This is a genomic window from Leptospira dzoumogneensis (assembly GCF_004770895.1).
In the GTDB taxonomy this organism is placed as follows: domain Bacteria; phylum Spirochaetota; class Leptospiria; order Leptospirales; family Leptospiraceae; genus Leptospira_B; species Leptospira_B dzoumogneensis.
Window position 1 is genome coordinate 1 of record NZ_RQHS01000003.1, and the last position, 17,896, is coordinate 17,896.

The following is a 17,896-nucleotide window of genomic DNA, read 5'->3' on the forward strand; positions in this document are numbered from 1 at the left end:
ATTAACCCTCCTTTGCATACGTTTAGTGTTACCTATGTTCCCGGTCTATTTTGTTACCCATGTCTCCGGTTTGTACCAGGGTGGGGGCGATCTTAATACAATTGTAGGAACTCCTACAATTTCACTCTTCGCAAAAGATCGCCGGTTGATTATTTCAGTTTTTCCAAGTATTTTCCAAGGTTGCCGATATGTTGTTTGCCGCCTTCGATCGCACCGTATTTTTCATTCACTCTTTCCAGTTCTTCTTTGCTCGGGAAAATTTGCTCCATTATAAGATTTGTGCCTTCTCCAACTTCTTCGAATATAATTTTTGATTCGAAATGGACGTCCTGATCACCTTCTCCATCACCTAGATGTTTATAGTGAATGTGAAGAGGTTCTTTGATATCGGTGAATTGGATCTTGTTTTTATAATCATGTCCGTCCGGCCCGTGCATAATAAATTCCCAAATTCCACCGTTGGTAAAATCCATACGCTTAGTGGTTAATGTAAATCCGTCAGGTCCCCACCATTCCGCAAGATGTTCCGGGATCGACCATACTTCAAAGAGAAGTTCCGTTGGTACGTCGAAATATCTTTTATAAATGACCTTGTTACCTTCTATAATTGTTTCCACGTTATTTTTTATCACGGGTTCTCTCCTTTTTGATCTTTAATACGTATCGATCTAATTTATCCAGACGCTTATTCCATAGATCGATGATATCCAATAACCAATCTTCCATTTCGTTAATACTCGGACCGTTAAGACTATAGATACGTTTTTGCGCTTCCTTCTTCATGTTCAGAACTTTGGCGCTCTTTAATACTTTCAAGTGATGAGAAATAGCAGGTGCGCTTATTTTAAAATTTTGCCCGATCTCGGTCGAGGTGAGTTCGCCATTTTTGGCCACCAATCTCACTATTTCTCTTCTTGTATCGTCTGCAAGAGCGGCGAAAGCGTTCATAAATCTATTATTTAAACAGTTATTTAATTAAGTCAATGTTTAAATAATAGATTTTTTGTTTTAGGAATGAGGGCTTAGAGATCGGTTTATTAGAAGAGGAACCGGGACTCGAAGGCTGGTCGGATTTTGGCTTAAGAAGGGAATATTAGAGAAGTAGTTAGCGATGTTGGAATTCCAACATGAGTTTGTGGTGGAGGATTTTGTTGACAAAAGGAGAATTTTGTGGTAAGCGAAGAACGAACTCTCCCACGAGGCCCTCCTCCTCCACCCGAATCTGGGTGGGGGCGCCGGCTTGAACCATTGTAGGAACTCCTACGGCATCATCCAGATAAACTAAATCAGGATTCTTCTATTAGTTCCAACATTCTTTCTTTCTCTCTGGTATCCGCAGGATAACAAAGAGTTTGGTTGGCCGTAGAAGTCTGGAAGTCTTTGTTCTTTCTATCCAATTCTACGATTCTGTTTCGGATCTTACGAACTACGATCTGGGTCTCTTCCCTATCTTTTCCATCGAGGACAACTACGTATTTTCCTTGGCCGACTCTATAACAATAATCCGTTTCTCCCAGATTTTCCTGGATGGACGCTCTGAGTTCTTCGCAATAATGAGCAAAAAAACCGGCGCCTTTGATTCGGACCATTCTAGTTGTGTTTTGGACCTTGAAAACAGTAAGACTGAAAGGAGTTCCTATCTTAGTGGCTCTTGAGATTGCTTCGTCTATTCTGGATTCTACGGGACTGAACGGATCTCTGAATACCGCGTCTCTTTCTTCCAACATTAATAAATTAGAAAGTACCGGAGATGCAATTTCAGAAATACCAACTGCGGTTTCTCGATCCGTATCTGTCCAAGGTCTTTCCGTTTCGTGGATGAATAACATTCCCACAAGCCAATTCAGGTTTAAAAATGGAAGAATGTCGAAATCGTGCATGAGTCCGATCTCATCGTTGGACAATTGAGATAATAGCTCTGGATTTTTTCTGAAATTTGCGATCCTGAATACTCCAGGAACGTTAGCGACTATTCCAACTAAATTGGAATCCAATCCTAATCTAAATTTTCCGGAAGTATCCGGTGTAAGTAAGTTTGTTCCGAATACTTTGTATTCTTTTCTGGTGCTTCTATCTAAAAGCAGGAAACTCCAACGTCTTAGCCCGAGCTCCTTTTTTAATACTTCGACTAAATAATCATATGCCTCGTCCATATCTCGGACTCCGGCCAGGTCTCTTGCTGTAGCGAGTATTCTTTCGTTACTCTTGACAACTTGGTTCAGGCGATCGTTTTCTTGGTGAAGCGCTTCCAAGTCCATGATCCTTCTTAATACGGATCCTGCCATTTCTCCTACGATCTTCAAAAATTCCAGGTCTTCGATCGTATAGTCTTCGCCTGCGACCGTTTTGCTTAATATTATAATTCCATAAAACTCGTCGTAACTACGGATCGGAACGAGCATCTCTGCTTCCGTTTTTTCTAGGATCTCTTTCTCTTTTTTAGGAGGAGAATGTTTTAAGATCTCTTTCGCATATACTACGGAAGGTGTTTTTAATGCAGCTTGGTAACTTTCGTCCCCAACCTCTAAAACCCAGTCAGGATCCGCTCCGATACCTTGGGCCTCCACTACTCTGAGCACATCGTATTCTCCATTTGTAGAAGAGAAGACTACGATTGATTCGGCACCGATCTGCCCTTGGATAGAGAAACTTAAGTTCTCGAAGAAGTTGGTAAAATCTTTGGAAGCTGAAATCTCTTTAGAGATTTCGAATGCAGATAAATAGTTCTCCAATTTTTTACGGGAAGCGATCTGTAGATCGATCGGCATCGTAGAATAATCGGAATCATCATCGAATAAGAACTGTGCGTTCTCGGTATCGCTCTGCTCTTTACTGAAAGGACGAGTTGCTTCTTGGCTTGCTTGGTTTTCCGCGTCCTTAACCCAATCATCGAATGGATCTTGAATCGCATCCGGTTTAGAAAGTCCGAGAGGGATATTCTCTTCTTCCTTTGCTTCTTCCGCTTTAGACAATAATCCTTTGTGTTGAGTTTCTTCCGGAAGATCTCCGAAGTCCGCACCCAGATCCGAATCTTCCAAACCCAATCCGAGGTCGGGATCTACTCCAAAATCCGATTCTTCTTCCGTAAAAGAACCGAAGTCTGTAGAAGAAAGATCAAAGTCGCTGCTTACATCTTCTCCAAAACTTTCCTCGCCGAAAGCGGAGTCTGGGAAAGAAACTTCCGAATCTGAATCTTCTCCTCCGAAAGTTTCATTTGAAGTTTCTGTTCCGAAATCAATATCTCCGAAATCTGCAGAAGGAGAATCAAAACTAAAATCTTCATCAGAGGAAGTGGAGACAGTCGCAGGTTCGAAGTTAGTAGGGTCTTCATAGGCAGAAGATGCCTTCTCTTTTCTTCCGCCAAAATCCATTGCCTTTTCTAAAAGGCCTTTGGCACGTACTGCCATGGATTTTTTCAAAAGAGAAGGTTTTTCATCTCCGGAAACTGCAACCGAAGATGATTTAGTTCCGGATTCCAAATTCCCGGAACGAATAAGACGAGTGACCTTGTCTAATAGACCCATCGTCAAACGCCGATTTGTTTCATTAATTTCTTATAAAGTTCGAAATAGTCGGAACGAGAGAAGTCACGGATCATATCGTCCGGAAGATTTCCGAGTAACTCATCCAGATAGAGAAGAATTCGTTTCATCTCATCTTGGGTAGGAGTTGCTTCACCGGTTTCGACTTCTTCTGCAGCAGCTCCTGCTTGGCGGATCTCTTCCAGAGGAGAAAGTTCATTCTCGTCGGCATACTCGTCCAAGATAAAGTTCAGTTCCGATTCCGGAGCCAATTTTTCTATAGTCGGGATAATCTCCCCGCCCACATCTTCTGCAAAATCCAAACCTGAAATTTGGATATCATCTTCAAAGGAGCCCAATGCGTTCAGGTCGTTTGCTTCAGGAGGAGAAGATAATAATTGGTCCAAGTCCTCTGAATCCACCTCTTGCGGAGTTTCATCCGAGAGTAAATTCCCTAATTCGTCATTGGATAATGTGATCGGCTCATCCGCTCCTTCTCCCAGATCCCAATCGGAAGGTGCGGCAACGGAATTCTCTTCTCCTGTGCCAAGATCGTTGAGATCCGCAACAGGTCCGTCCCAATCTATATCATAATCGGTAGATACGTCAGGTGTCCCTATATCGTCTAACTCGTTGATCGGAAGTGAGATTGGTTCGTCAGAATCTTCCATTAGATCGGAAGAAGCGGTATCTACTTCAGGCTCTTCTTCCAATAAATGTCCCAACTCGTCTTCAGAAAGTGCGATAGGTTCATCCGCTTCTGCATCTAAACTGAAGTCTCCGAATTCTACAGGAGCAGCGTCTTCATGTTCCTCAGGTGGAGCATCCGCAAATATATCCGCATCCGAAGCTTCTTCTTCTCCGGAAGATAATAGGTCTCCTAATTCGTCGTCTGAGAGTGCGATCGGTTCGTCTTCTTCCGAATCCAAGGAAGAGACTGTTTCCTCTTCTCCGGAGAGTAAGTTTCCGAGTTCATCGTCTGAAAGTGCAATCGGTTCGTTATCATCTAAGTCGGAGGAAAGATCTAAAGAAGTTCCGGTATGTTCTTCTTCCTCTTCTGTTCCGGATGATAATAGATTTCCAAGTTCGTCGTCTGAAAGTGCGATCGGTTCGTCCGGATCGGAACTTTCGGAGAAGAAATCTTCTTCGGAAGTTTCCGTAGGAGAGAAGCCCAGCAGATCGGAATCGGAACTTCCTAAAATGTCCTCATCGCTTGCGGAAGTGAAGTCCCCTAAAGATTCTTCGAATGCTTTTTCTTCGGACTTAGCATTGTCTTCGAAATCTCCCAGATCCAATCCTGTATCCAGAGGATTTTCTTCTTCTCCCATTCCGAAATTGTCGAAATCTGAAACAGGAAGAGAAATAGACTCCTCTTCTCCGCCAAATTCGTCTTTGGCCTCTTCAGGCTCTGAATCAAAATTAAAATCGCTTAGGTCTAGTTCAGAAGAAGGATCAGTATCTTCTTCCATTCCAAACTCCGACTCTGCAGTAGGAGCTCCTACAGAATCAAGATCGTCTAGTTGGATACTTTCGATCTCGTCCTCATCACCTGAGGATAATAAATTGCCTAATTCGTCGTCGGAGAGTGCGATCGGCTCGTTTGCTTCTTCTATATCAGAGGAAGAAGTATGCTCTTCGGAAACCGAACCAAGATCCAGATCTCCAAAATCTCCCATCTCATCGAAAGAATTTTTGCTCTCTAAAGAAGGATCACCTTCTAAAAGATGATCCAATTCGTCCGTGGAAAGTGCGATGTCTTTCTCTTCTTCGCCTTCGAAATTAATGTCTTCGGTCAATTCGGAAGAAGGAGTAGATATATCGTCTCCGCCAAGATCTCCGAATCCTTCTTCTTCCATATTCGGACTGAAGTCTTCCGCCATGATATCGTCTAACTCATGTTCGGAGAGCGAGATCGGACCTTCGTCATCCGAAACGATTTCGTCTTCGAATGTTTTGGAACCTGAATCTTCCGGCGCGGAAACTTCTTCTTCGTCCATGGAGAAGTCTGCAAGATTGGAACCTATATCAATATTATGTAATTCGTCATCTGAAAGTGAGATAGGTGTCTCATCATCCAAGTCTGCGTCCGAGAGTCCGACTACCTCGTCTTGGTCGGAACCTTCTCCGCCCCAATCGAATGGTTGGTCGTCTGAATGGAATGCGGAAGACGGCACTTCTCCAGGCTGAGAAAAATCTCCCAGGTCCAAGGAGCCTAAGTCTCCGAATGCTTCCTCATGATCTTCTACGGAAGAAGTAGAAGGACTAGATTCTTTCCAAGAAGGAGCGGAGGAAGAAGATGTAGAAGGAGATAGATCATCGTCAATATCCAGAAGTCTGTCGATCTCAGCATCGATCATCGGATCTGTGAGTTCGAAATCGAAATCTTCGTCCAGATGGACAGACTCATCTAATTGGCTTAGGTCTGAACCGAAATCCGTTTCTTCCGGTTCGAAGTTCGGAATATCATCCGGATAATCGTCTCCGGAGGAAGCGAGTAATTCCTCAAAGCCTTCGCTGTCTGGAGAATCTCCCGGAACGGAATCGAAATTAAAATCGGAGGAATCCCCATCGCTAGCCAAGAGAGAATCTATTTCGTCCAAGCTCATTTCACTCGGATCAAAATCCTCTCCATTTCCGGCTGGAAACCCCTCTCCCTCGTCTATCGTAAAATCGTCCGCCATGCTTCCTACAGTATTCTAAAAATCCGTCTGTCTAATTCGGAGGATCTCCTAAGTTGCAGGAAATACAATCCGAAAAAATTTCGAGGCAAGTCCTCTATATTAGAAGACCTTCTCTCATTTATGGGACACTTCTTTCGGCTGAACCGATAGAAGTGTCCCTTTATAATTTTCGGAATTTGGAACCCCTAAATATTAGCGGGAAGCTGCTAAAATTCGGGTTTTTGCTTTTAGGACGAGAGTATTTTTCTCGCTGGAGGCAGGAAGAGCTTCCGCTTCTTCTAGGGCTTTTTGGGCGGCTGCAAGGTCGATATCTTCTTTCAGGCTGCCGTGGTCCGTCAAAATCGTAACTTTATTGTCTCTTACTTCGAAAAACCCGCCTTCGATTGCGGCGATTTTGGTTTTATTTCCTTGTCGGACTTCCAATACGCCGATCCCAAGCAGGGAAACAAGAGATGTATGGCCCGGATACACTCCGAAAAACCCTTCGCTTCCAGGCACGACGATGCTGTCCGCATCGCCGTGGAAGAGTAGTTTTTCTGGAGAGATTACCGATACGTCTAGCTTGGCTGCCATCGATTATGCTCTCAGGTTTTTGGACTTCTCGATCGCGTCTTCTATGGTTCCTACCATGTAGAAGGCTTGCTCTGGAAGATGGTCGCAATTTCCGGAAATCAACTCTTTGAAAGAGCGAACTGTATCCGCAAGTTTTACGTATTTTCCGGGAGATCCTGTGAATACTTCCGCTACGTGGAAAGGTTGAGAAAGGAATTTCTCGATCTTTCTTGCTCTCGCAACAAGAACCTTATCATCCTCGGAAAGTTCGTCCATACCAAGGATCGCGATAATATCTTGAAGATCTTTATAACGCTGAAGGATCCTTTGCACCTCACGAGCAACACCGTAGTGTTCCGCTCCCAGAACTTCTGCGTTCATCACGCGGGAAGTAGAATCGAGTGGGTCAACCGCAGGATAAATTCCTTTATCAGAGATCGCACGAGAAAGAACCGTAGTTGCATCCAAGTGAGCGAACGCGTTCGCAGGAGCAGGGTCAGTCAAGTCGTCCGCAGGAACGTAAATCGCCTGAACGGAAGTAATGGATCCCTTACGAGTGGAAGTAATACGCTCTTGAAGAGCACCCATCTCTGTGGAAAGAGTCGGTTGGTATCCTACCGCAGAAGGCATACGTCCGAGTAGAGCCGATACTTCCGATCCCGCTTGGGAGAAACGGAAGATATTGTCTACGAAGAGTAGTACGTCTGTTCCGATGGAATCACGGAAATGTTCCGCCATTGTAAGTGCAGAAAGAGCGACACGAAGACGAGCGCCAGGAGGCTCGTTCATCTGACCGTAACAAAGAACGGTCTTGTTGATAACTCCGGATTCTTTCATCTCTCTCCAGAGGTCGTTTCCTTCTCTAGTTCTTTCGCCAACACCTGCGAATACGGAGAATCCACCGTGTTGTTTCGCGATATTATTGATCAACTCTTGGATAAGAACTGTCTTACCTACTCCGGCTCCTCCGAAGAGTCCGGTCTTTCCACCTTTGATATAAGGTGCAAGAAGGTCGATAACCTTGATCCCTGTTTCGAATACTTCCGTTTTAGGAGAAAGGTCTTCGTAACTTGGAGCCGCTCTGTGAATAGGCTTACGCTCTTTCACTTGGATAGGAGCGCCTTCATCGACTGGATCTCCCAGAACGTTAAAGATCCTTCCGAGGGTTACATCCCCAACCGGAACGGAAATAGGAGCTCCTGTATCGGAAACATCCTGTCCTCGGACCAAGCCGTCAGTGGAAGAAAGAGCGATCGCTCTTACTGCACTACCACCGATATGCTGCTGCACTTCGGCGATAATTTTTTCCTTTTTGCCGTCTACGACCGCGTCGATTTCAAGCGCGTTAAAAATTTCGGGCAGATGTCCGGACTCGAATTCGATATCCAAAACGGATCCGATGATTTGTTTTACTTTACCTTTGCTCATCCAAGTACTCCAATACCAGAACTAGTTTAGCGAGTCCGCACCCGCTACGATCTCCGAGATCTCCTGAGTGATCTTCGCCTGACGAATACGGTTATAACCGCGGGTCAGAAGTTTGATCATCTCGGAGGCCGCGTCCGTTGCGGATTTCATGGCCACGCGCTTTGCGATCTGCTCGGAACAATTCGCTTCCAAGATCGCCTTTAAAAATGCAGTTTTTACCACTAAAGGAAGAAGTGATTCCAAAATATCAGCCGGACTTGGCTCATACAGAACATTGGAACCTACGTTAGCTTCTCCTTGTGCTTCGAACGGAAGAACCTTAGTAACTTCAGCCTCTTGGTTTGCAGAAGAATGATAAACTGTGGAGATAATTTCCACTGAATCCACTTCTTCACTTGCAAATAGACCCAAGAAGAAGTCCGCAAATTCTTCCGCTTCCTTGTAACCGGACTTGTCGTCGATATGAGTGTAGGATTTTTCTATTTTCTCTTTTGCGAATTGGAAATAGGAAATTCCCTTTTTACCTACGACAAAAAGTCGAACATTCACGCCCTGATCTTTCAATTCTTGGATGCGATTTTTTGCTAAACGGATGGTCTTGGAGTTATATCCTCCACAAAGACCTCTGTTTGCAGTGATCACAAGAAGAGCGATCGAACGGATCGTATTCGGTTTTCTTAAATAAGGACTTTTTACTACGGAAGCAAGGGATGCAAGCGCTCCCACCAATTCCTTAATTTTATTAGAGAATGGATGGGACGCGTTCACCCGATCGCTCAACTTTTTGGATTTAGCCGTAGCGACCATTTCCATAGTTCGAGTGATCTTCCGAGTGTTCTTAACGGAGCTGATCCGTTTTTTTATTTCCCGAGGTGTAGCCAAGATTTTTCTCCGCTTACTTCAGGTTCCTAACAAAGTCGGCTGCGATAGAGGCGATGACCTCTCCCAGTTTTCCTTCGTCCGAAATTTTCTTTTCGGTGCGAATAGCGTTCAATACTTCAGGTTGTTGTGTGCGAAGAACGTTTAATAAATGTGCTCCGAACTCTCTCACCTTAGGAACCGGGACCTTGTCCATATGTCCTCTGGTTACCGCGAAAATTTCGACCACTTGTTCTTCGACAGGATATGGGCTGGAAACAGGTTGTTTCAGCATCTCAACGATGCGATATCCTCTGTCCAACTGAGCCTGAGTGATTGGATCCAAATCGGTTCCAAGTTGAGCAAATGCTTCCAACTCTCTGAACTGAGCTAATTCCAATTTCATTTTTCCGGCGACTTGTTTCATCGCTTTGATCTGAGCGGCAGACCCCACACGAGATACGGAGATACCCACATCCACTGCAGGACGAACCCCGGATGCGAATAAGTTGGATTGCAGATAGATCTGACCGTCGGTGATCGAGATCACGTTAGTCGGAATATAAGCGGAAACCTCACCTTCTTGGGTTTCGATGATAGGAAGCGCGGTTAAGGAACCTGCTCCATATTTTTCGTCCAATTTAGCGGCTCTTTCTAATAAGCGAGAGTGAAGATAGAATACGTCTCCAGGATAAGCTTCGCGGCCCGGAGGTCTACGAAGAAGAAGACACATCTGGCGATAAGCAACCGCTTGTTTCGATAAGTCATCATAAACAACCAAGGTAGCTTTTTTCTCGTTATACATGAAGTATTCGGCGAAAGAACAGCCGGAATACGGCGCGATGTATTGCAGAGGAGCAGGATCAGCAGCAGTTGCGGAAACCACGATGGTATAATCCAGGGCTCCAACCGCTTTTAGTTTTTCCACGATAGTCGCTACAGTGGAAGCTTTTTGTCCGATCGCTACGTAAACGCAGATAACTCCGGAACCTTTTTGGTTGATGATCGTATCCAGAGCGATGGAAGTTTTACCGGTTCCACGGTCTCCGATGATCAACTCCCTTTGGCCACGGCCTATCGGGATCATTGCATCAATACTTTTGATACCAGTTTGAAGAGGTTCTTCTACCGGTTGTCTTTTAGAAATACCAGGAGCAGGACTTTCTACCGCACGAGTATGTTTGGTATTGATTGGTCCTTTTCCATCCAGAGGCTCACCGAGTGGGTTTACCACACGTCCGAGCATTTCCGGTCCTACCGGAACCTCTAAGATTTTTCCAATTCTTTTTACAGAGAATCCTTCACGGATGTTTTTATAATCTCCGTAAATGATCACACCCACGGAATTGTCTTCCAAGTTGAAAGCCTGACCGCGAACCCCGTTTTGGAATTCTACGAGTTCTCCAGCCATCACGTTTCTGAGACCGAAAACTCGAGCGATACCGTCCCCTACTTCCAGAACAGTTCCGACTTCTTCGACACCCAGATCTTTTTTATAATTTAAAATTTCCTGTTTGAGGACCGACGTAATTTCGTCTGTTTTAATTTTCATACACCACTCCGACCGGTAATTTGCTGTCCAGCAAGGTTTGCCTTACTTTCTTAAGTTGGCTTTTCATGGAAGAGTCGATCGCCAAGTCTTGGAATCTGACCACGAAACCTCCGAGAAGGCTCGGATCTTCACTTGCTTCCAAGATGAACTCCGATTTGAATCTTTCTTTTAATACTTCCCTTAATTTGGAGAGAGAAGCCTCATCCATAGCGGGATAACTTTTGACTTTCGCGCGAACTCTTCCTGCTTTACGATCCAGTTCTTCTTGGACAGCTTCGTGAATTTCGGAAAGAAATGAAAATCTTCCCCTACGAAGAAGCACCTGTAAAAAGTTCAGTGTGATTTCCGAAATTTTCCCCTGGAAGGTCTTTAATAGAACCGCCTCCTTATCTTCCCTTTTAACGGAAGGGGTATCGAAAAAATCGCGGAACTGAGGTTCTATCTTAAAAATACTTACGATAGAATCCAATTCCTGTTCGGCTTCTTCCGGAGAAGAACTAGCGTCCGCAAAAGCGGCCGCGTATGTTTTTGGGATCGCAGAATAGCTCATATTACGCGCTCAGTTTCTTGATCTTGCCTAACTCGTTCTCGATAAAGGACTTGTAATCGTCCGCTTTTAACTGTTTCTCCAGAACCAGTGCCGCGACTTGAACGGTCATGTCTACGATCTGTCCTTGGAGTTCTGCCAATGCTTTGGATTTTGCTAGTTCGATATCTTTCAGTGCAGTATCTTTAAGAGCCTTCACTTCTTTCGAAGCATCATCCAACATTTTGTTTTTCAGGTTAGTAGCGTCCGATTTGGCTTCCGCTACGATTCCGTTAGCTTGGTCTTTTGCTTGAGCGATTCTTGTTTCATAATCTTTCAGCAGAGATTCCGCCTCGGAACGTACGTCAGCAGCCTTACGAATATCGTTTTGGATGGTCTCAGCTCTCTCATCCAGAGCCTTGAGGATCACATCCCAAGCGAAAACTTTAAGGATAATGACGACTATCGTGAAGGTAATCAGGGTCCAAATGATCAGACCCGGATTAACGTCTAGTAGTGCGCCTAATCCCCTGTCAGCTGCCAAGAGAAACAAGATTATTTACCTTCAGCCGGTGCAGAAACTTCAGTTTTAGCAGCAGATGCTTTGCTAACTGCTGTATTTAGAGTTCCACCTGCGAGGAACGCAATAACGATTGCGAACAGAGCCGCACCTTCGATAAGGGCTGCAGAGATGATCATTGCAGTTTGGATTTTACCAGCTGCATCAGGTTGACGGCTGATTCCTTCAGCAGCAGAGCCACCGATTCTTCCAATTCCGAGTCCTGCGCCTAAAATAGCGAGTCCAGCTGCGATTCCTACTCCAATGTAACCTAGTCCGAATTCCATTTTATTACTTTCTCCTATTTGAAATCAAAACGCTTATAATTAAAATTAGTGCCTATGCATGCTCGAGCCCACGAAGAGCGAGGTTAGAAGAGCAAAAACGTAAGCCTGTAAGAAGGCCACGAATAATTCTAAGAAATAGATCGCGGTAGCTCCGAAAACCGAGATCGGCGCAACTCCCCAAGATTGGAATTGGAAGATAAATCCGAGCAACGCTAATATGATTACGTGTCCAGCGGTCATGTTCGCCAAAAGACGCACGGTGAGTGCGAACGCTTTAGCAAGTGGAGAGATGATAAACTCCAACGGCCACATTAGGAGGTATAAAGGTGCAGGAACTCCATTCGGAACGGAATGAAGAATGAACTTAGGTCCTTGGTAAACGAATCCTGTTCCGTAGATCAAAAGTAAAGTGATGAGTGCGAGTGTAACGGTAACGGAAACATCACCAGTTACTGTAATACCGTTCCAAACTTTTGCGATCCAGATCGGTTCGTGATGACCCGCATCCGAATGTGCTACTTGAACTTCTTCTCCTGCGTTTACGGATTCGATTCCAAGTTGGATCACCTCTCCTACCGGAGGAATGAGTCCCATCAAATTACAGAATAGAATGAAGAAGAATAATGTGAAAATATAATGATAATAAGAATGTCCGTGACCGTCTGTGTTTGCGTCCACCACATCTTTTTTCAGGAAGCTGATGAAAGCCTCGACTGCGTTTGCGAATCTACTTTGTATCTTTAAAGGATTTTTTGCGATCAAACGAGCCGCTGGAATAAATACGATTAGAAGAAGGAAAGAAACGATCCACATCATCGTAACACGACGAGTGATATGAAGATCTATACCGCCGACGAAATGGAATCTATGACCGGTAGAATGATCTACGAAGATGTTTTCTGCATGAGGATCAAAACCTTCACGTCCTTCGAAAACTTTCTTTCCACCCACATTAAAAGGGAACTCTGCATGGTCCATCAAGTGGTGAACCAATACCTCGTTCAGATCGAAAGGTTTAGCAGCTTCTCCCTCGGAAGCGAATAATGGAAGTGAGAACAATAATAATGCGGTTGCGAAGATTTGTTTCAACATACTTGTAAAGGATCCTCTCGTAAACGACAGGAAAGAAGAGTTTTGGGAGCACCACCCAGGGTTCTATTTCCCGCAAAGTCACTTTAAAACGTCTTTCATGGCGTTTTAAGGGGTCACCTTGCGAATACCAATATTAAAAGGTTGGCGAAATGGGCAATAAAAAAACCGATCACAAAACCTTCGCTTTCCCCTCTCCAGATAAACAGTACTAAAACGGCTAAATGAATAAAAAAAGACAGAACAGTCGTTCCAAATTGGAACAAAAATCCTTCTTTGGAATGTTTCCAAAGGTTATAAAATCTAAAATTATAAATGAATAGAGAGAGTATAAGAGATATTACAATTCCCTTCCAAAAGCCTGGGATTCCTAGCTCATAGAATCGAAAGCAAAGCCCAAGAATCAAAAGAAGGATTACAAAACCTAAATAATACTTTTTAGGTTGTAATTCACCGTCAGAGTCCTTCATCCCAAAGACCGCTAGTCCTTTTTGTCGAATTGGGAAACTCTAGTGAGAAGATAATAAATCCCGTAACCGAATCCGAAAATCGCCCCGAACAGGATCCCGAAAGGAGACCAACCGAAACGTCCATCCAGATACCTTCCTATAAAAACGGAAGCAATGATGATAAATGCAAACTCTGTCCCGACGCTAGCGAGCTGCCAGGGAGAAGCGTCCTTTTTTTCAGGAGGTTTTTGGTCAGGTTCGTCCATTCTATTATTCCAATACGGTCCCGATACGATACCAACGTACCTGCATTCTAGGAATTCTATAGAATATAGTGCTTTTGAACCAGTTCATATTAGAACCTATATCCCCACACTTAGACCTAAATTCTTCCGGATCGTATTTTTGGGCAGAGTCACCGTTCTGTCCTAGATCTTCTGCACTTTTATAAGCACATACATGGTCTTTCCAATTGATGGAGAAATAGATTAATGCTGCTTTTCCGAGTATATTGTCTCTTGGTACAAATCCCCAAAATCTGGAGTCGGACGAATTTGTGCGATTGTCTCCCATCATCATATAATGATCTTCTGGGATCACACAACCTGTGACCTGAAAACATTCTGCGTCTTTGAATTCGTGGGTATAAGGACGGGTATTTCCCTCGATCACATAATGTTCGAAGTCCGGTTTCTTTTCTTTAAAAAGATAATATTGGACTGCCGCATCGTCGTCCAGGTCATCGAATAGATTTCCCTTTTCTTCATCCTTGAAATCGTAAGCGGAGAAGTCCGTTTTTCCTTTTTCCATATATTCTATTTTACCATAGACTGTAGGAAATCCATCTCTCTCATGCAGTACCTTTACGATACGTATACGATCTCCGGGAAGACCGATCACTCTTTTTACGAATCTTTTAGGGAACCAACCTTCTTTCTCTTCCGGAGACACTGCTCCATCCGGAGGGATGAAGGTTACGATATCCCCTCTTTTAGGATCATCATATCTTTTGAGTTCTATATCCGTAAATGGAAGTCTGAGAGAATATCTCATCTTATTTACGAATAAAAAATCCCCTATCTTAAGAGTAGGGAGCATGGATCCGGAAGGAATATTATTCGCATCCAAAACTGAGGATTTAAAAGCTAAGACTAATAAAACGATAAAAAAGAAGGAAAGAGTGGAATCTACTGATTCTTCTCCGAATATTTCCTGGATCCAAGTTGGAAGTTTTTTCAAAAAGGTACTGCCCTTCGGCTGGCTCATAGGTCTATTGAAACGGTATCGGTATTTCCCGTCAATTCGGAAGATTGAGACACAAAGTTCCACTCACGCAGAGGTGCTAAAACGCAGAGGAAGAGGACACGAGTCCACGGAGAATCGATTTACATGCCACCTGTTTCGGTGACTAGGTATGTTTCAGCAGTCCTATCAAAACATAATTTTTCCACCCCACCTCCGTCCGGGTCAAAATAGCGAGGATTATCTCTGACTATAAAACAATCTTCTCCACTTTGATCGATACAATACTGGGTCGTAGTGAGACAAACAAAATAGTTAGCAACCGGATTGAATTCTTCCTTCTTTTTTCCTTTCAGCTCGTCTATGTCCTCCCCGGAACATTGGAAAAAGAGAAATAAACTAAGGGTCGGTAAAATAGGAAGTTTTTTGAGCAATAGGATCCCCGATTCAAATGTCTCTGCGAACCTTATCAGACCTATGCGATCGGAAATAAGTTCCATTCCTTCTCCACCTTGCTGCTTCGTGTGAAATTTTCCTATTTTTTGCTCACGCAGAGGCACTGAGTCACGGAGGGATTATGGTTTTACTACCCGCGAGTGATCGAGCCGGGGTCAAAAAATCGTTTTTGCGATTTTTTGACCGGAGGTGAGAGCACGGTCTGAGCTTGGCGAAGACGCGGCCCAAGCTTTTTTGCTAAAAATCCTTACTGTTTTTTCGAAAAGGACGATATTAGAAATGTGAAAGAGCAGATAGACCGCAAAATTATCGAACTTCGCCGCCACCTGATTTCTTTGAAACAGAGTTATCCTATCGTAGGATTGAAAGGAGGCACGGAAACGGAAGATATGGATTCTGACGAGATCCGAGCGCTTCATATCGTGGCCAAAGATTTGGTTCCGGTCACTGTGAAGATCGGTGGGCCGGAAGCTAGAACAGATATCCGTATGCTTGCTAAAGAAGAGATCGAAGGTATTTCCGCGCCTATGATCGAATCTTCTTACGCTCTCAAAAATTTTATTTCTACTCTTAAAAGTATGCTTAGCCCTGTGACTTTTTCCAAGGTGACTAAGGCGATCAACCTGGAGACTATCACAGGTTATAAAAATCTTTTAGAGATCGCCGACTCGAGTGCTTTCGAAGACTTGGATCAAGTGACTGCTGCAAGATCGGATCTTTCCTCTTCTATGGGAATGATCCCTGATGATAAAGAAGTGATGAAAGTCACTCGCACTATCATTGCTATCTCCAAAGACAGAGGTAAAAAAACTTCCGTTGGCGGAACGATCACTAAACAAAATTTCAGAAAGATCGCGGAAGAGATACGTCCTGATAAGATCAACTCCAGACATGTTTGTGTGGACGCTATGAAATCTTTGGAAAAATTTCCGGAAGAAGTAGCGGAAATTATGCTGCAATTCGAAATAGAATTGTATGATCTATTCTCTCTTTTAAAACCTGAGAAGGCCTACGGTTATAAGAATAGAATGGAAACCAATCGGGAAAGGATCGGCTCCAGAAAGGTTCTCTATTCCATTCGGTAAACAATGGCCAAAGATACAAGAGACTTAATCCTTAGAACTTCCCTCAAATTATTTTCAGAACAAGGGTATCACGGCTCTACCATGAGGCAAATCGCCCAGAGAGCCGGTCTGTCTTTGGGTCTTGCCTATCGTTATTTCGAATCCAAGGAATCCATTTTAGAAGGGATCATAGAATCCCATGATACGATCCTAAAAAAATATCTGCCTGAAAAATTGAATTCTACTGAGAATAGAGCGGAGTTGATCCAATTTTTAGGCGGACAAATCATTAAACTTGTTAAGGAAAATGAAGAATATCTTCGTTTGTATTGGAGCCTTATGCTCCAACCCAAGATACATAGATTAAAAAAACGGAATATTCATCTAGTGAATCTGATCTTTTATGAAAATTCCAAAAAGATCATCCTCGCCTTAAAACCGAATTATACCGAATTCGAAGTGAAAAATCTTACATCTGCTATCATCGGTTATATGATCAATCATTTGACCAATAAGAGAGAATTCACTCTGGAAGATTTCCGAGCGTATATAGTTTACGCATTAGAGAATACCTAAGGTTTAAAAAATCTCTCCGAAAAGATCCGTATTAGTAAAATCAAATGATACGTTTTCTTTCCTTCCCTACTCCCAAAGAAAAAAATCCTTCTTCTAAGGCGATTGCGCGTAAAACGGATACTGCATTCCAGAAAAATTTTTCCCTGGCAAAAACCCTGAACAAAGAGAAGGTCTGGATCGATATTGAAAATCCTACCTCGGAAGATCTTATCTTTTTATCTAAAAACTGCGGTTTCCACGATCTTGCGATAGAAGATTGTGTGAATAGGAACCAAAGGCCTAAGTTCGAAGATTATGAGGATCATGCTTTTATAGTTCTTCATAGTTTCAGATCGGAAGGAGAGCAGTCTTTTTCCGCTACGGAAACCCATGTATTTTTCAATCGTAAGTTTATTGTTTCCGTTCATGAACATAAGGAACCTTTGATCGATTCTCTTTGGCATAGAACTCTGACTGAGCTGAATTTTGCCTCTAAGGGAACGGATCATGTTCTTTATCTTTTATTCGATCTTTTGGTGGATTCTAATTTTCCGATCTTAGACCAGATCTCAGAACAGATCACAGATCTGGAAAACCAGATCCTGATCAGCGAGATAGAGCCCGACTTCATTACGAATATTCTATATGTGAAAAGGAATCTTGTGCGGATGAGAAGGGTCCTTTCTCCTCAGAGGGAAGTTCTGAATCTGATCATGAGGCATGAAGATAAATTTCTCTCACAAAAAGTTAGGTTCTACTTCAGGGATGTTTACGATCATTTGAGCAGGCTCGTAGAGACCATCGATATGGACAGGGATCTGATCGGGAACTCAATGGATGCTTATTTTTCCATTCTTTCCCAGAGAACGAACGATATTATCAAACGACTGACACTGGTTTCCATGATATTTATGCCTCTCACCTTTTTGACAGGGTTTTTCGGGATGAATTTTGCGGACCTACCGTATGGGAACAAGCTTATCCTAAGTGTCTCCCTTGCCACTATGCTCGCCATTCCTGGAAGTATGATTTTATATTTTAAATATAAAAATTGGTTCAAAGATTAGTCCAAGTCTT

19 protein-coding genes are annotated in these 17,896 nt (G+C 43.4%); 3 read left to right on the forward strand and 16 right to left on the reverse strand.

Annotated features, from left to right (window positions below; genetic code table 11):
- Window positions 1-149: 149 nt before the first annotated feature.
- From EHR06_RS00905 to EHR06_RS00980, 16 genes are all read right to left on the reverse strand, one after another.
- Complete coding sequence (locus EHR06_RS00905; RefSeq protein WP_135755306.1) at window positions 150-632, reverse strand: SRPBCC family protein; 483 nt, start codon at window positions 630-632, stop codon at window positions 150-152.
- The gene (locus EHR06_RS00910) at window positions 619-948 is read right to left on the reverse strand and encodes an ArsR/SmtB family transcription factor (protein ID WP_135755307.1); all 330 of its coding nucleotides are present in this window, start codon (window positions 946-948) and stop codon (window positions 619-621) included. The genes EHR06_RS00905 and EHR06_RS00910 overlap by 14 nt, the downstream gene beginning before the upstream one ends.
- A 338-nt stretch (window positions 949-1,286) precedes the next feature.
- Window positions 1,287-3,524, reverse strand: coding sequence for a GAF domain-containing protein (locus EHR06_RS00915; RefSeq protein ID WP_135755308.1), 2,238 nt, complete (start codon window positions 3,522-3,524; stop codon window positions 1,287-1,289).
- A 2-nt stretch (window positions 3,525-3,526) separates the two neighbouring features.
- Window positions 3,527-6,202: a hypothetical protein gene (locus EHR06_RS00920; RefSeq protein WP_135755309.1), complete on the reverse strand. Its 2,676-nt coding sequence runs from the start codon at window positions 6,200-6,202 to the stop codon at window positions 3,527-3,529.
- A 192-nt stretch (window positions 6,203-6,394) separates the two neighbouring features.
- Window positions 6,395-6,775: an ATP synthase F1 subunit epsilon gene (gene atpC, locus EHR06_RS00925; protein WP_020771277.1), complete on the reverse strand. Its 381-nt coding sequence runs from the start codon at window positions 6,773-6,775 to the stop codon at window positions 6,395-6,397.
- A gap of 3 nt (window positions 6,776-6,778) precedes the next feature.
- On the reverse strand, window positions 6,779-8,182 hold the full coding sequence (gene atpD, locus EHR06_RS00930; RefSeq protein ID WP_135755310.1) for a F0F1 ATP synthase subunit beta: 1,404 nt from the start codon (window positions 8,180-8,182) through the stop codon (window positions 6,779-6,781).
- Between the two features lie 21 nt (window positions 8,183-8,203).
- Window positions 8,204-9,064, reverse strand: a complete 861-nt coding sequence (gene atpG, locus EHR06_RS00935; RefSeq protein ID WP_086446203.1) for an ATP synthase F1 subunit gamma — start codon at window positions 9,062-9,064, stop codon at window positions 8,204-8,206.
- A 13-nt stretch (window positions 9,065-9,077) separates the two neighbouring features.
- Window positions 9,078-10,592, reverse strand: coding sequence for a F0F1 ATP synthase subunit alpha (gene atpA, locus EHR06_RS00940; RefSeq protein ID WP_086446202.1), 1,515 nt, complete (start codon window positions 10,590-10,592; stop codon window positions 9,078-9,080).
- Complete coding sequence (gene atpH / locus EHR06_RS00945) at window positions 10,582-11,142, reverse strand: ATP synthase F1 subunit delta (protein ID WP_135755311.1); 561 nt, start codon at window positions 11,140-11,142, stop codon at window positions 10,582-10,584. Before atpH ends, atpA begins: the two co-directional genes overlap by 11 nt.
- Before the next feature lies 1 nt (window position 11,143).
- Window positions 11,144-11,671 carry a F0F1 ATP synthase subunit B gene (locus EHR06_RS00950; protein ID WP_086446200.1) on the reverse strand — a complete coding sequence of 176 codons (528 nt, stop codon included), beginning with the start codon at window positions 11,669-11,671 and terminating at the stop codon, window positions 11,144-11,146.
- 2 nt (window positions 11,672-11,673) lie between these two features.
- Window positions 11,674-11,964, reverse strand: a complete 291-nt coding sequence (gene atpE / locus EHR06_RS00955) for an ATP synthase F0 subunit C (protein WP_008595212.1) — start codon at window positions 11,962-11,964, stop codon at window positions 11,674-11,676.
- A gap of 45 nt (window positions 11,965-12,009) precedes the next feature.
- Window positions 12,010-13,056 (reverse strand): F0F1 ATP synthase subunit A, encoded by a 1,047-nt coding sequence (gene atpB, locus EHR06_RS00960; protein WP_135755312.1) that lies wholly within the window; start codon window positions 13,054-13,056, stop codon window positions 12,010-12,012.
- 113 nt (window positions 13,057-13,169) lie between these two features.
- On the reverse strand, window positions 13,170-13,523 hold the full coding sequence (locus EHR06_RS00965) for a hypothetical protein (RefSeq protein ID WP_135755313.1): 354 nt from the start codon (window positions 13,521-13,523) through the stop codon (window positions 13,170-13,172).
- Between the two features lie 11 nt (window positions 13,524-13,534).
- Window positions 13,535-13,768 carry an AtpZ/AtpI family protein gene (locus EHR06_RS00970; RefSeq protein WP_135755314.1) on the reverse strand — a complete coding sequence of 78 codons (234 nt, stop codon included), beginning with the start codon at window positions 13,766-13,768 and terminating at the stop codon, window positions 13,535-13,537.
- Between the two features lie 4 nt (window positions 13,769-13,772).
- Complete coding sequence (gene lepB / locus EHR06_RS00975; protein ID WP_244288455.1) at window positions 13,773-14,768, reverse strand: signal peptidase I; 996 nt, start codon at window positions 14,766-14,768, stop codon at window positions 13,773-13,775.
- 119 nt (window positions 14,769-14,887) lie between these two features.
- Window positions 14,888-15,244 carry a hypothetical protein gene (locus EHR06_RS00980; protein ID WP_244288456.1) on the reverse strand — a complete coding sequence of 119 codons (357 nt, stop codon included), beginning with the start codon at window positions 15,242-15,244 and terminating at the stop codon, window positions 14,888-14,890.
- 237 nt (window positions 15,245-15,481) lie between these two features.
- Here EHR06_RS00980 and EHR06_RS00985 point away from each other — a divergent pair, with 237 nt between their 5' ends.
- The 3 genes from EHR06_RS00985 to corA are packed head-to-tail and all read left to right on the forward strand — an operon-like array spanning window position 15,482 to window position 17,886.
- Window positions 15,482-16,285 (forward strand): aldolase/citrate lyase family protein, encoded by an 804-nt coding sequence (locus EHR06_RS00985; protein WP_135755316.1) that lies wholly within the window; start codon window positions 15,482-15,484, stop codon window positions 16,283-16,285.
- Window positions 16,286-16,288: 3 nt separating this feature from the next.
- Complete coding sequence (locus EHR06_RS00990; RefSeq protein WP_100768526.1) at window positions 16,289-16,840, forward strand: TetR/AcrR family transcriptional regulator; 552 nt, start codon at window positions 16,289-16,291, stop codon at window positions 16,838-16,840.
- Window positions 16,841-16,884: 44 nt separating this feature from the next.
- Window positions 16,885-17,886 carry a magnesium/cobalt transporter CorA gene (gene corA, locus EHR06_RS00995; RefSeq protein ID WP_135755317.1) on the forward strand — a complete coding sequence of 334 codons (1,002 nt, stop codon included), beginning with the start codon at window positions 16,885-16,887 and terminating at the stop codon, window positions 17,884-17,886.
- The last annotated feature ends 10 nt before the right edge of the window (window positions 17,887-17,896 follow it).